The organism is Oceanobacter antarcticus (assembly GCF_044962685.1).
GTDB lineage: Bacteria > Pseudomonadota > Gammaproteobacteria > Pseudomonadales > Oceanobacteraceae > Oceanobacter > Oceanobacter antarcticus.
The window spans coordinates 58447-72310 of sequence record NZ_JBBKTX010000003.1 but is presented as its reverse complement, the minus strand read 5'-3'; the positions used below and the strand labels follow the sequence as shown (position 1 = coordinate 72310).

The window sequence follows — 13864 nt, the reverse complement described above, 5'->3', positions numbered from 1 at the left end:
CACTGAGGACTGTCATCGCCCATGCGTCTGCTGCGAGGCTTACATAATATTCCAGCGGAATTCTCGGGTTGCGCCGTGACCATCGGTAATTTCGATGGCTTGCACCTGGGGCATCAGGCTATTTTGCGTGGCTTGCACGATGCTGCGAATGCGTTGGGCGTACCAACGCTGGTGATGATTTTCGAGCCGCAACCAAAAGAGTTTTTTGCCGCTGACAAAGCACCGGCGCGTTTAGCGAACCTGCGTGAAAAACTGCTTGATCTCGATGCTGATCACGTCGACTACGTATTGTGCCTGCCGTTTAATCAGGCATTACGTTCGATGTCGGCAGATGATTTTATCAAGCAGGTACTGGTTGATACGCTGGGTATTCGCCATCTGATCGTGGGAGATGATTTCCACTTCGGTTGTGATCGTCGTGGCGATTACCAGGCGCTGGCAAGTGCAGGCTTGCAGTATGGCTTTGACGTGCGGGATTCCTCGACCTTTCTGGTGGCGGGAGAGCGGGTCAGCAGTACCCGTGTTCGTAACGAACTCGAAGCTGACCGTCTGGACGAAGTGTGCAAATTACTGGGGCGTGCCTATCGTATGTCCGGACGAGTGGCTCATGGACGGGAGCTTGGACGTACACTGAATACGCCTACCGCCAATGTGCTGGTCAAGCGTCATCGGTTGCCATTGAGTGGTGTGTATGCCGTGGTCGCCCGTATCCAGGAGTCTGGCGAGGAATACCCAGGTGTTGCCAATATTGGTGTGAAGCCTACCATCAGCTCAATACCCGAACCGTCATTGGAAGTGCACTTGTTTGGTTTTTCCGGTGATTTGTATGGCCAGCACCTGACCGTTGAGTTCTGGCACAAAATTCGTGGCGAACGCAGCTTTGATGGCCTGGAGGCGTTACGCGACGCCATTGATAACGACAAACGCTCGGCCCAGTGCTATTTCGCCACCTTGCCACACTCTTTCCGTGATTCGGGATCGTCCCGGATCACCACGACCGAATTGAATTTCTCAGAAGCGACCCGTTATGAACGATAAAGTGGACAGCCAGTACAAACCGACCCTGAATTTGCCGGATACCGAATTTCCAATGCGTGGCAATCTGGCCAAGCGCGAACCGGATATGCTGGCGCGCTGGGAGAGCATGGGGCTGTACCAGCAGATTCGTGCCGCCCGTGCCGGGCGTAACACGTTTGTACTGCACGATGGCCCTCCATACGCCAATGGCAAAATTCATATCGGCCACGCGGTAAACAAGATTCTGAAAGACATGATCGTCAAGTCACGGACCATGAGTGGCTTTGATGCCCCTTATGTACCCGGCTGGGACTGCCATGGCTTACCGATTGAACTAAAAGTGGAAGAGCAGGTAGGCAAGGTCGGCGACAAGGTCAGCGCCAGTGAATTTCGCCGTCATTGCCGCGAATACGCTGCCAAACAGGTTGACGGTCAGCGCGAAGATTTCAAGCGCCTGATGGTGTTGGGCGACTGGGATAACCCTTACCTCACCATGGATTTTACAACCGAAGCGGACATCATTCGGACGCTGGGCAAAATCATCGACAAGGGCCATCTGCACAAGGGCTTCAAACCGGTGAACTGGTGTCCGGCTTGTGGCTCTGCCCTGGCCGAAGCCGAGGTTGAACACCAAGATAAAAAGTCGGTGGCGATTGATGTGAAGTTTGCCTTCCCGGATACCGCGCAGTTGCTGGTTGCCTTTGGTGCCGAAGCGACACTGGCGAGTAAAACTGCCAGCATCGTGATCTGGACAACCACTCCCTGGACATTGCCAGCGAACGAAGCCGTATCGATACACCCAACGCTGGAATACTCGCTGGTACTGCTGAAAGAGCAGGATGAACTTTTGGTGCTGGCGGCCGACCTGGTGGCTGACTCAATGGCGCGTTATGGCATTGATGCCAGTGATTACGACGTGGTTGCTACCGCCAAGGGCGCGGTATTGGGTTGGACCCCTGAACAGCTGGCCGCTGGCGACAGTGCCCCGTTTGCGGTTCGACATCCCTTTATGCCTGCGGCCGATAGCGCAGAAAAATACGTACCGATTATCACCGGTGACCATGTGACGGCTGACTCCGGCACTGGCTCTGTTCATACCGCTCCGATGCATGGTGCCGACGACTATAACGTCTGTCAGGTTTTTGGTATCACTGCCGCCGAGATGCTGGTTGACAGCCATGGTCATTTTATTGATAACGCGGCCTTGCAAGCATTGGAACTGACCGGGCTCAGCACGGCTGACAAGGGTAACTTCCGCGTCTTGGGGATTCTCAACGAGTGTGGGGCATTGCTGAAAAAAGCCAATATCACGCACAGTTACCCGCATTGCTGGCGTCACAAAACCCCAATCATCTTCCGCGCCACGCCACAGTGGTTTATTGCCATGAACCAGAATGGCTTGCTGCAGCAGGCCATGCACGAAGTGGAAAATGCCGTTGAATGGCGTCCGGGTTGGGGCAAGGCCCGTATTGAAAGCATGATGACGGATCGGCCGGACTGGTGTATCTCGCGGCAGCGTACCTGGGGTGTACCGATCGCGCTGTTTGTCCATAAGGACAGCAGTGAATTGCATCCCCGTACTGCCGAACTGATTGAACAGGTCGCGCAAAAAGTAGAAGCCGTGGGTATTGATGCCTGGTTCGAACTGGATGCTGCGGAACTGTTGGGCGATGAAGCCGCAGACTACGTCAAGGTTACCGACACGCTGGACGTCTGGTTCGACTCCGGAGTAACACATACCTCGGTATGCCAGCGGCGCGAAGAGCTGACTTTCCCGGCGGATATGTATCTGGAAGGTTCTGATCAGCACCGTGGCTGGTTCCAGAGCTCCTTGCTGACCAGTGTGGCAGCTTATGGACAAGCTCCGTACAAAACCGTACTGACCCATGGTTTTACCGTGGATGCCAACGGTCGCAAAATGTCGAAATCCTTGGGTAACACCGTTGAGCCACAAAAAGTGCTGAACAGTCTGGGGGGCGACATCTTGCGCTGGTGGGTTGCCGACACCGACTACAGCGGCGAAATGACCGTCTCCGACGAGATTCTCAAACGTAACGCCGATGCCTATCGTCGAGTGCGCAATACCTGTCGTTTCTTGTTGGCCAATATTCATGGTTTTGATCCACAGACCGATCTGGTCGCGGGCGAACAGCTGCTGCCATTGGATGCCTGGATGGTGGATTACACCCGTACGCTGCAAGAGAAGGTGATTGCCTTTTATATGGATTATGACTTCAAGGGCCTGACCAAAACACTGATGAACTTCTGCGTCAGTGAACTGGGTGGCTTCTATCTGGATGTCATCAAGGATCGTCAATACACCTGCAAGGCCGACGGCCTGCCGCGCCGCAGTGCCCAAACCGCGCTGTTCCATGTACTGGAAGCCATGGCTCGCTGGATTGCGCCAATATTGTCGTTTACCGCTGAAGAAATCTGGGACAACCTGCCAGGCGAGCGTGACGCGTCGGTGCTGCTGGCAGAATGGTATACCGGCTTTCCTGCACTCAACGACAACGGCTTTGATAACCACTACTGGCAAACCATTCTCAGGGTCAAGGAAGCGGTGAATGGTCAGCTGGAAAAAGCCCGTGGTGACAAAATCATCGGTGCCAGCCTGGGTGCAGACCTGGTGTTGTATGCCAGTGACGAACTCAAGCCAGCACTGGAAAAACTGGGCAACGAATTACGCTTTGTGCTGATGACTTCAGCAGCCAGGGTTGAGCCGTTCACCAATGATATGGGCGACGCTACCGAGCTGAGCGGCTTGCGTATCAACGTTACGGCATCAACCGCCGAAAAATGTGAGCGTTGTTGGCACCACAGCGACACAGTCGGTCGTTACATCGAGCACCCGACCTTGTGTGGTCGTTGTATCGACAACGTTGAAGGAGAGGGCGAAGTTCGCCTGTACGCCTGATGCCATCTATTAAAACAAGTGCACTGGTCTGGGTCTGGCTCACCGTGTTGGTGTTTGTGGTCGATATTGCCACCAAGCAGGTTGCTGAAGCCTGGCTGATTTATGGTGATCCGATCTACTTGCTACCGGTGCTGGATTTTACCCTGCTGTACAACAAAGGGGCTGCATTCAGTTTGCTGGCCGACCAACCGGGCTGGCAACGCTGGTTCTTTACGTTTATCTCGGCCGCCGTCAGTGTCATGCTGGTGGTCTGGATGAGCCGATTACCTCGGCATCAACGCTGGCTTGGCATTGCGCTGGCGCTGATTCTGGGTGGGGCACTGGGTAACCTGTTTGACCGTGTCCTGTTCGGACATGTGATTGATTTTATCTCGGTGCACTGGCAAAACGCTTATTTCCCAGCGTTTAATATTGCTGACTCGGCCATTACGATCGGTGCCATCATGATGGCTATCGACGTAATTCGCGACAGTTTGAGGGCTAGTAAATCAGCCACTGCATCAGCAAGTAATGGCGATTAAATCAGCGCTGCAGCGTTGTAAAAGCAGCACAAAAGCATAACAAAAGGTGACCCCATGGCTACAGACATCATTTCCAGTGGTAGTACCGTATCTCTTCACTTTGCCCTGAAACTGGCGGATGGCCAGGTGATTGATTCCACCTTTGAGGCCACTCCGGCACAGTTGGTGATCGGTGACGGTAATCTGCCGGAAGGTTTTGAAAGCCTGCTGCCAGGATTGGTGACAGGGGATCACAAGACTTTCAGTGTCGACCCGGAGCACGCTTTTGGTCAGCATAACCCGAACAATGTCCAACGCATGAAACGTTCAGATTTTGCTGCTGATCTGCCGATCTCTCCAGGCCTGGTGGTGTCATTTGCCGATGCCTCCAACACCGAACTGCCGGGAGTGATTGCCAGTGTGGAGGGTGACTGGGTGGAGGTGGATTTTAACCATCCACTGGCAGGCAAGATTCTGACCTTTGAAGTACAGATCCTTGACGTCAAGGCTGTCGAGAACGCCCATGCAGATTAAGCTCGCCAACCCGCGCGGGTTTTGTGCCGGTGTTGATCGTGCCATTGATATCGTCAACCGGGCGCTGGAATTGTTTGATCCGCCGATTTATGTGCGCCATGAAGTGGTGCACAACAAGTTCGTGGTGAACGACTTGCGTCAGCGCGGGGCCATTTTTGTTGATGAGCTGGATGAAGTACCGGATGGCAGCATTGTTATCTTCTCGGCTCATGGTGTTGCTCAGACGGTGCGCAAAAATGCCACGGATCGGGGCTTGAAAGTCTTTGATGCCACCTGCCCGCTGGTGACCAAGGTGCACCTCGAAGTGGCCCGTTACAGCGCCGATGGCAGTGAATGTGTGTTGATTGGCCACAAAGGGCACCCGGAAGTGGAAGGCACCATGGGCCAGTATGATCACCGTCGGGGAGGGGGCATCTATCTGGTTGAAAATGAGCAGGATGTAACCAATCTGGTGGTCAGGGATGCCTCACGCTTGTCGTATGTGACCCAGACGACGTTATCGATGGACGATACCGCTAAGGTGATTGACGCTCTGAGAGAGCAATTTCCCCAGATTCAGGGGCCGCGCAAGAACGACATTTGTTATGCCACCCAAAACCGTCAGGACGCTGTCAAGCAATTGGCTGCAGAATGCGAAGTTTTACTGGTGGTTGGTTCCCCCAACAGTTCCAACTCCAATCGCTTGCGAGAGCTGGGCGAGCGTATGGGTGCCAAAGCGTATCTGGTGGATAACGCCAGTGAAATTCGTGGCGAATGGCTGCAAGGTATCCATAGCGTTGGCGTAACCGCCGGGGCATCAGCACCGGAAGTACTGGTAAAAGAAGTGGTGCAGTGCCTGGTGGATCAGGGTGGCCAAGCACCACAAGAAGTGCAGGGCACCGAAGAAAATGTGGTGTTTTCGCTGCCGCAAGAACTCAGATTGAAGGAGGTCTGAGTGGTGGTTGTGAGGTTTTTGCTTATATTTCGGTAGTGAAACCTGAATTCCCCATCAATGCTGCTAATCCCCATCACCTGGTTAGAGCCATAACGGGGCGATTGACTGCTCCTGACTCTACCACTCATACACATCGGCTCCTACGGTACGAGTCTGGCTTCCGGTTGAATCCATCAACAGAGTCCCGTCGGCTGCTTGTGTGCCTTGAGGCGTGGCGGTTATCTGCACACATTGAGTCAGAGGGGCACCATTGCAGCTGGCGGCGGCGACCTGGTATATCGTGCTGCCGTTGCCGCTATCCTTGATCAGGTAAAAACCGCCATTCAAGGTCAGACCCAGCTGGCTCAAGTCGGCGCTGTAAGTCAGTTCATCAGAGTAGTAGCGCTCCTGTGCTGCCATGATACGAGAGAGCTCCTTGATCGTATCGGTTCTAAGCGCACGACGTACATAATTGTGATAGCCCGGAATAGCGATAGCTGCCAGAATACCGATGATGGCAATCACCACCATCAGTTCAATCAGGGTAACACCGCGTGTTCTGGACGTTCTCGAAGACAATCTCATAAGTACTCAGGTTTCCTGTTGTCAAAACGTTAGCGGTTAGGGAAAAACACGGTCGTTGCCAGAATCTGTCGCGGGATGTTGTCTTCCAGTGTAATCGGATTGGCATCCAGCACAACATAGCTGCGTTTTCCTTGTACCCTGGCAGCATCACTGAAGGCTCTGGCCAGGATGGCAATACGGATCGTTGTTACGTCAGTGATGGTTGCCTGGTCGGCCGGTACATAACGGGTGGCATTGGTGCCACCTGCGCCAGGGTCTGCGTACAACACCTGAAAGGATTCGATACCGGAGGCGATGGTTTGAACACCGCCACTGAGGATGGTATCCGCACCGCTGTTCTCGAGATAACTGGCACAACGCAGTACGTCATCGTATTCGTCATCCGTGCCTCCGCTGGTATTCAATGCAACCCAGTAGACATCGATAATAACAGACTCATCATCGACACCCGGCAAGCCTGCCAGGTCAACGCCGCTGCAGGTAAACTGATCCCAGGTGTTATCTGTTGTATCTCTAAATTTGCGACGGATTGCCAGTCGGTCTCCGGCCTGATCTGTCGCTTCCCAGGTGCAAGCTGCATCGTTGGCTGGCGGCACAACGCCAGCACCCGTGCAAAGGTCAGCCACTGGTTGAATCGCAGCGCCAAACAGCTCTGGGTTAAAACCTGCATGGCGAACCTGTTTGGCCAACCAGGTCAGGGTAAAGCGGGCGTTTTCTTGTGCTTGTGCCATGCCGTCAATACGGTTCGATGCGCGATTTGAACCTATCATTAATTGCATCACGACCAGGCCAATGATGATCGAGATAACTCCAGCGATCATCAGCTCGATCAGTGTCATGCCCTGTTGTTTGAAACGAAAGGTTTTCACAGGTCTATTTCCGTTGAAAGGGCGTCAGTACGGCTGGTGATATTGCCTTCATTCAGGTAATTGGTGCTGCCGTCAGCTTCTCTGCCTGAGGTTCTGACATCCCAGGTCATGGTGATAGAAACCTGGGTGGATAATGCACCAACCCCCAATCCTGTCAGTACGTTGACATACAGCTTGGGAGGTGCCATAAAATCGGCATTGCCTGCTCGGGTAAAGTCCGAGTCTGGCACGGTAACGTTAGAAGGGCAGGCAACGTTCCATAAATCGAAAGCGGCCTGTTGATCGCCGCTGCATATGGCATTGTTAACGTGTGCTGTACCGTTGTGATAGGCCGCACACATGGTTGGCTGAGCGGAGCAATTGACCGCAGCGCCCCCCGTGTCGTAGCTGGCAACGGCATCCTGATTGGCCATAATACGATTGGTCAAGTCATCGATCATCCAGGATGCCAGTGAGCGACTGGTGGAATCCTGGGCGGAGCGGTCAGATTCCAGTAACAAGGCGACCAGGCCGACCAAACCGACGGTGGTAATGGCGACCGTCACCATGATTTCAATCAGGCTGAAGCCTTTTGAAGACAATGCGCCACTGCGTAATCTAGACACAGCTACTCTCCGATCGAATGATTTGGCCAATAGACAAGATCTCAATGCGGTAGACCCTGTCTCCTGTACATCCGGTAATGGTAATGGTCAGCGCGCCAACGGCGGTTGCGCGTCCAGCACCGTTGAAAGCTAATCTATTCCCCGACGACATCGACGACGCGGATACCGTCCCCGCAGTGGGATCCAGTGTCGCCTGACGAACGAGAATGTTGGACGAGGCCTCCCGAACTTCCCAGCCATTACTCCAGCTGCCGGATTTGGGTTGGATGTTAACATCCAACTTGTAGGCCAGTGCATGGTTGCGAGCAAACTGGATATCCGTATTCAGCTGCCGCACTATCCGGTCTGCGGTCTGGTTATTAAAGTAGCGGGTCATAGAGGGGGTGCCCACCGCCGCGAGAATAGCAAACACAGCGATGGTGACCATTAACTCGATCAGGGTGAAACCGGGTGGCGAGGCTCTCCTTGGTTCGGGAACCCGCTTGACCAGTATCATTGCTCCAGTTCCCTCCAGTAGGCCTGCTCTACGGGGTCATCCCCACCGGTTACTTCAACCGTTGTTGTGCCATTAACGATCGAGGGTGATGAAATTATCGAACCGCCACCGTCACTATCATTGCCACTGCCACTATCATCGTCACTGCCACTACCATCGGTTGTGTCGCAATTACTGCTGCAGCTCGTTAAGTCCGTGTCATCAGTACCATCAGTGCCATCAAGTAAATCAGCAGGACAAACCCCGCTATCAACAAGGTGCGTCAGGTAATCAAAATCCGTAATCGATTGGCAGTATTCGGTCTGATCATCGGTTGAATTATCGCCATTGCTATTGCCATCGCCATCCACCTCTTTTTCCTGGTACACCACCACTGGAGTGTCCTGGATACCAGGGAAGTTGGATTCAATCTCTTCCTTGTACAGCGAAGCAGCCCCTGCGCTGTAATGCAATGACAGAATATACAGGGTGCTCTTTCCGGTATCCGGCTCGCAACCTGAGCGGTAGGACGAATCCGATGGCTGATAACTGTTGATATAGCTGTAGTAGTTTAAAGTGATGGCATTCGACAGCACTTTTTCACCACTGCCGGATAAATCGAGGTATACACCATTTTTTAATTTGTCGGTGTCGGCAGTGGCAAGTTTGTTGTACTCCACCAGATCATCCAGCGTAACACTGGTATAGGTCTCGGGCGCGGTATCAACATTAAAGTCGTTGATAATATAAATCCGATCCTGGGTGGCGGTGTTTAATGGATGAGCACGATAACCGGAGCCAATCACCAGTTGGTAACGACCGGCGGAGTAGCTAGCCCCGGTGGTTTTGTCCAAAAAGGTATCGCGGGAGGAATAGGTCAGATCCGGGGTAGAAAAAAACCGCACGTTGTTGGCTTCGGTCTCGTCCTTGCCCAAGTCTGCTATCAACCCACCTGTGGCAAAGGTGGCGGGACTATTGGATAAATCATCTTCCTGAGCCAGGTCGAGGCGCCAGATACGACCTCCCAGATCGGCGGCATACAAGGTGTCCACATCGCCATCACCGTCGTTATCGGCAGGTACAAGGTCGCCGACAATACCGCTGGTCATCTCGCTGAGCTTCAGATTGCCACTGGAGCTGGATGCTTTCCAGAGCAGCTTGCCGGTTGCCGGTTCCACCATATAAATCGCATTCCCCATGCTGTGAGTCGTGCGTTTGGCATTGTCGTCTTCGGTTGCATCATAGCCACCGGCAAACATCAGGACATCGGTTTGTTTGCCTTTCCACAGTACGGTAACCGGCAGCATTTTGGACCAGGTTTGTCCCAGTTCTGCAAAATCGCCACTACCACCCTTGATGGTCCAGGCCAGCTTTGGAGCATCCAGATCGCTGACGTCGAGAGCATAGTAATTCCGTCCGCCGCGGCGCATCCCGGTATACAGGTAGGCTTTTTCACCCGAGTCGATAATATTATTGCCATTAGTATCAATGTGATATTTGGAAATATAGCCATCCAGTCCGTAGCTGCGCTCTGCACTCTTGCTGAAGTAGGCATAGGCGCTGTCAAACAGATCAGAAGGGATAAAGGCAAAATATTCCTTGGGGTTATCTTCATCGGTATTAAATGCATGCAGGTAACCGGAGTTGGTACCGACAAACAGGGCGGTTTTGGTCGTGCTGCCGGAGCTATACGAGAGCAGTACCGGGCGACTGTGCAGGGCATCTTCCATTTCTCGTCGAGGAGCGCTGGTACTGGCAGAGCTGGGGTCGTAGCCAGCCAGCCAGCGTATAAAATCAGCCTTGTCATCAGCTGGTACCGTGGTAGGCAGGTTGCTGAGCAGTGTCGTATTGCTACTGGTAATCCGATTCGCCGCGCTGCTGATGGTGCTACCGGAGATATCGGTCATGATTTTGCGGTTGGCCGGGTCAGACAATCGACGGGCTATGCCACCCTTGTTGACGGTTTCGCCATCGGGTGCATCTTCGTCGAGCGTCCAGTAGCTACGGGCATTATCGGCAAAATAGCCGGTTGTCGAATCGACAGCCAGGTCGCCATCGGCATCCATAATATCGCCACTGGTATCCAGTCGGTAACGTTTGATATTACCTTTCCAGTTGGCTGCTGTTGATGGACTGAAGACGGAATAATACAGTTGATCGAGGTGCTCAAGGTTGTTGTAGGCATTAACGGCAACCGCAGGTGCGGCAAATGTGCCGGAGGTTTTGGAAATATTCTCAAAAATCTTGGTCAGTGCCAGGCGTAACGACGCAGAATCGGAGCCGTTACCGGACACGCCGCCGCCATACGATGCCATATCATCGAGACGTTCCTGGGTGCTGCCACCAACAAAACCACCAATTGTGTGTACATAAATTGCCTGCCTGCCTTCGAAGGCATCACTATTGTCGGCGTTATAAAGGTAGTAGGAGATTTCTTCGGCGCAGCCACCATTACCGCTGCAATTAGCGCTGAAGTCACTGTCATTGGGGAAATCGGCGCTGGGCAGTTCTTTTAACAATGATTGCACTTTTGAATTGATATCCGTATCACTGTTGGGTTCTCCATCAGTGAAAATAACCACATGGTTTGTTTGGCATTCTTCGGTGATAGGGGAAACATAGTTGCCATGACCATCGTGGGTATCATCAAGATTCAAATATTCGGTACACACCAGTACCGTTTCAGTCTCTGGGTCTGGGTCGTCACCAGGGTCATCGCCTGAGTCGTCAACAATGGATGAGGCGGTATAGGAAATGTAGGTGGCTTTATCAATACCATAGGTGTACTGAAGTACGTTGGTACGAAACCATTCAGGTATGTCATCCCAGGCGGTATAAAGACCAGTGCTGGTATTAACGACATAGGACCACATCCAGGCATCCATAACCATAAACCAGGCCGGTTCACTGGCTTCGTATTCGGATTTGGTTACGCCATAACTATCAAGCTTTTGTTTGCCGGAGTAGTTTTTACGGGCTTTGTTCCAGGATAGCCACTCCAGACTGTTTTTCTTGCTTTTGATGTAATAGTTTTTGACGGCCCAGGCGTCGCCATTCGCCATCATACGGAACCACCAGAGATTGGTATCAACGCCGCCGTAGGCTTTGGCGGAAGCATTGGATTGCGCCAGCCCTCTGGTTGATGCTGACTGAGAACTGAAGCTGGAAACGGGTACTTCCTGCTCTTCCCACACCATGCACAAGTCTGAGTTGGCTGTGGTGGTTTTACCGTACTTCATGGTATCGCCGCGCAGATAGGCAGCAGCCTCGTAAATACTTTCGGTAATGGGTGTGCCGCCGCCGGGCGCGTAGGAGTAGAGGATGTCCTTGACCATGTTACGGACGCCTTCCGCATCAATCGATAACATGGGGCTGCTCATCCAGGCACCCTGGGAGTTGGAACTGTTAAAACGGAACAGCGATATATTGATATTGGATGTACTGTTGATGACTTCGACAGCGGCTTCTCTTACCACGTCAAGGCGTGAGCCGACGTATTTGCCATCTTCGTAGACGTTGCCATTCATGCTGCCGGAGGTATCCATAATAAATACCACGTTGGGAGAGGCGGCAGTGGTACGCTGAACGTAAATTTCAGTATCGTCGGCCAAGGCGGGAAGATGACTAAACAATCCCAAGGCAATCAGGGTGAACCAGTAGAGTTTCATAATGGCGCTGCTCCTTAATATTCGCTCGACGCATGGCCGCCAAAGTTAATGTAGTCCACCTGGTTCTGCTGCCTGTCGATGCCCAGAAAAATAACGGGTATGTTTTTGCGCAGGTAGAGCTCTGACGCTCGCTGGAGATCAATCGCTTGTTCATATTCGAACAGCGCGGTTTCACTTTTCATGGTGAATGTTTCGGTCTGGCATTCATCACAGGGTTTTACCGTTATTGCGCTACCAGAGAAGGTAATCAGCTCTGCAGGCAGAATGTGGAATTCTGCATGTCGCATCAGGTTTGCAGATTCTGCTCTGCCAAGCGGACTGATCAGTAAGCCAAGCAGGGAAAACAATATAAGGTGTCTGGTGTTCATGATATTGACCTCGAATAGCTTTACTGAGCGGAAGCGCCTTTTCTCTTAATGCCGATTTGCTGCGTCGACGTAATATTGCCGTGTTCGCTGGCGGTTGTTGCAGTCAATACAAAAGGATAAACAGAGCTGGCAGCACTGGAAGAACCTTCGTTATCTTTGGGATTAACGGGAGTCGTGTTGCTCTGTTGTACCTGTTCTGCAGGATAGGTGATAACCACTTGAGTATCCCCAACACTGTTGAGCAAGGCACTATCCGGTTGCTGCCAGCCAAAGTCCGTGTAGGCATCAATCGTTGCAGAGTTATATATAATATCCGCATCATCAATACCGGCCGCTTTTTGTGCTGCAATACTGGCATTTTGTCGTGTAATAAGATCGGTTAACAAGGCACCACTGGAGTTGCCCAGGTTTTTGACTGCACGGGTCAAATGGCTATAAGAAGCTGCGAAGGTTTGTTTTTCAACGTTCATATTGGTCACCATGCGGACTTGCGTGGTCGACTGCTGCATGGCCACGGTTGCGCCGACCGTAATAGCGGTGAGAACTCCCAGGCTGATCAGTAGTGTTGAGCCGCGCTGACGCGATGTGTGCGTGATCAAGTTGGCATACATGAAAAACCTCGGCGAACGATAGCTGATGATCTAAAAGGGGCATCTATTTAGTCCTGCAACCTCGCGCAGCGCTCTGTGCAAGATCAAATAGATATCACCTAAAGTACTCGTATAGGCTGTCTGACCACCAGTGGTGCTGGACTAGCGGAGTCAGGGAAACGATAAGTGGTTGCTGGTTGTGTCGGTACGGCCCGGTCAAACTCAGGAATGTCTGTCAGGGACACTCCACATCCTGACCGTTGGCGAGTTCCACCCGACCGTTATTGTCGGAATCTGTGCCCGGACGCAGGCGGCCAATTCTGGAAAGAATAAAAGCGGCACTTTTGTGTTGGCCCATCGAGGTGGTGCGACAGTAGCTGAATGAGCCGTTGTAGCCCCCTGCGAAGCCATTGGCACCAAAGGAAATGGCGCTGCGGTTGTAGCTGCGCAGCACGGTGTTATCTGCGTCCGTGATGCGCTGCACAACGGTATCGTCATCGTCCAGGGTTCTGTTGCGATTGCGGTCGGCAAACAGGGTCAGTTCGTTATTCCAGTTGCGGCTGCAGTGTTTGCTACTGTCGAGCGGGCACAAGGTGTGCGGGGTTTGTGTCAGGATGGCACGGCTTCTGGCAGTGGCTATTGCCATGTGAACAAGGGATACGTCCCGGTCTGCGAGTTGCTTCTGGATAATACTGGTAGTTGCGGGGGCAATGGTAAAGGCAGCGATAGCTAGAATGGCGATAACCACCATCAATTCGGTCAGGGTCGTTCCGTGTGCAAACCGTGTCATAGCCTGTCCTCCCTGACTGGCGATTCTGATGTT

General features: G+C 52.7%; 13 protein-coding genes. 5 read left to right on the top strand and 8 right to left on the bottom strand.

Annotated features, from left to right (window positions below):
• Positions 1-21 precede the first annotated feature (21 nt).
• From ribF to ispH, 5 genes are read left to right on the top strand one after another with little or no spacing between them, the layout of a single operon-like run.
• On the top strand, positions 22-1038 hold the full coding sequence (gene ribF / locus WG929_RS03170; RefSeq protein WP_416204862.1) for a bifunctional riboflavin kinase/FAD synthetase: 1017 nt from the start codon (positions 22-24) through the stop codon (positions 1036-1038).
• Positions 1028-3934 carry an isoleucine--tRNA ligase gene (gene ileS, locus WG929_RS03165; RefSeq protein ID WP_416204861.1) on the top strand — a complete coding sequence of 969 codons (2907 nt, stop codon included), beginning with the start codon at positions 1028-1030 and terminating at the stop codon, positions 3932-3934. Before ribF ends, ileS begins: the two co-directional genes overlap by 11 nt.
• Complete coding sequence (lspA, locus tag WG929_RS03160) at positions 3934-4455, top strand: signal peptidase II (protein ID WP_416204860.1); 522 nt, start codon at positions 3934-3936, stop codon at positions 4453-4455. The genes ileS and lspA overlap by 1 nt, the downstream gene beginning before the upstream one ends.
• A 54-nt stretch (positions 4456-4509) precedes the next feature.
• Positions 4510-4968: an FKBP-type peptidyl-prolyl cis-trans isomerase gene (gene fkpB / locus WG929_RS03155; RefSeq protein WP_416204859.1), complete on the top strand. Its 459-nt coding sequence runs from the start codon at positions 4510-4512 to the stop codon at positions 4966-4968.
• Positions 4958-5902 carry a 4-hydroxy-3-methylbut-2-enyl diphosphate reductase gene (ispH, locus tag WG929_RS03150; protein ID WP_369855184.1) on the top strand — a complete coding sequence of 315 codons (945 nt, stop codon included), beginning with the start codon at positions 4958-4960 and terminating at the stop codon, positions 5900-5902. Before fkpB ends, ispH begins: the two co-directional genes overlap by 11 nt.
• Before the next feature lie 117 nt (positions 5903-6019).
• Here ispH and WG929_RS03145 read toward each other — a convergent pair whose 3' ends face one another.
• The 8 genes from WG929_RS03145 to WG929_RS03110 form a co-directional block, all read right to left on the bottom strand.
• Positions 6020-6466, bottom strand: a complete 447-nt coding sequence (locus tag WG929_RS03145) for a type IV pilin protein (RefSeq protein ID WP_369855183.1) — start codon at positions 6464-6466, stop codon at positions 6020-6022.
• 29 nt (positions 6467-6495) lie between these two features.
• Positions 6496-7335, bottom strand: a complete 840-nt coding sequence (locus tag WG929_RS03140; protein WP_416204858.1) for a PilW family protein — start codon at positions 7333-7335, stop codon at positions 6496-6498.
• Entirely contained in the window at positions 7332-7940 is a 609-nt protein-coding gene (locus WG929_RS03135; protein ID WP_416204857.1) for a type IV pilus modification PilV family protein, read from the bottom strand. Before WG929_RS03135 ends, WG929_RS03140 begins: the two co-directional genes overlap by 4 nt.
• Positions 7933-8436: a GspH/FimT family pseudopilin gene (locus tag WG929_RS03130; RefSeq protein WP_416204856.1), complete on the bottom strand. Its 504-nt coding sequence runs from the start codon at positions 8434-8436 to the stop codon at positions 7933-7935. Before WG929_RS03130 ends, WG929_RS03135 begins: the two co-directional genes overlap by 8 nt.
• Positions 8433-12083 (bottom strand): PilC/PilY family type IV pilus protein, encoded by a 3651-nt coding sequence (locus WG929_RS03125; RefSeq protein ID WP_416204855.1) that lies wholly within the window; start codon positions 12081-12083, stop codon positions 8433-8435. The genes WG929_RS03130 and WG929_RS03125 overlap by 4 nt, the downstream gene beginning before the upstream one ends.
• Positions 12084-12097: 14 nt before the next feature.
• Complete coding sequence (locus WG929_RS03120) at positions 12098-12451, bottom strand: hypothetical protein (RefSeq protein ID WP_369855178.1); 354 nt, start codon at positions 12449-12451, stop codon at positions 12098-12100.
• 20 nt (positions 12452-12471) lie between these two features.
• On the bottom strand, positions 12472-13062 hold the full coding sequence (locus WG929_RS03115) for a pilus assembly PilX family protein (protein WP_416204854.1): 591 nt from the start codon (positions 13060-13062) through the stop codon (positions 12472-12474).
• A gap of 214 nt (positions 13063-13276) precedes the next feature.
• Positions 13277-13831, bottom strand: coding sequence for a GspH/FimT family pseudopilin (locus WG929_RS03110; RefSeq protein WP_416204853.1), 555 nt, complete (start codon positions 13829-13831; stop codon positions 13277-13279).
• Between the last annotated feature and the right edge of the window lie 33 nt (positions 13832-13864).

Bases quoted from the DNA above. Each gene is read 5' to 3' on its own strand.
- lspA (WP_416204860.1), top strand. From the start codon at position 3,934: ATGCCATCTATTAAAACAAGTGCACTGGTCTGGGTCTGGCTCACCGTG.
- ribF (WP_416204862.1), top strand. From the start codon at position 22: ATGCGTCTGCTGCGAGGCTTACATAATATTCCAGCGGAATTCTCGGGT.
- ileS (WP_416204861.1), top strand. From the start codon at position 1,028: ATGAACGATAAAGTGGACAGCCAGTACAAACCGACCCTGAATTTGCCG.
- WG929_RS03120 (WP_369855178.1), bottom strand. From the start codon at position 12,451: ATGAACACCAGACACCTTATATTGTTTTCCCTGCTTGGCTTACTGATC.
- fkpB (WP_416204859.1), top strand. From the start codon at position 4,510: ATGGCTACAGACATCATTTCCAGTGGTAGTACCGTATCTCTTCACTTT.
- ispH (WP_369855184.1), top strand. From the start codon at position 4,958: ATGCAGATTAAGCTCGCCAACCCGCGCGGGTTTTGTGCCGGTGTTGAT.
- WG929_RS03115 (WP_416204854.1), bottom strand. From the start codon at position 13,062: ATGTATGCCAACTTGATCACGCACACATCGCGTCAGCGCGGCTCAACA.
- WG929_RS03125 (WP_416204855.1), bottom strand. From the start codon at position 12,083: ATGAAACTCTACTGGTTCACCCTGATTGCCTTGGGATTGTTTAGTCAT.
- WG929_RS03110 (WP_416204853.1), bottom strand. From the start codon at position 13,831: ATGACACGGTTTGCACACGGAACGACCCTGACCGAATTGATGGTGGTT.
- WG929_RS03145 (WP_369855183.1), bottom strand. From the start codon at position 6,466: ATGAGATTGTCTTCGAGAACGTCCAGAACACGCGGTGTTACCCTGATT.
- WG929_RS03130 (WP_416204856.1), bottom strand. From the start codon at position 8,436: ATGATACTGGTCAAGCGGGTTCCCGAACCAAGGAGAGCCTCGCCACCC.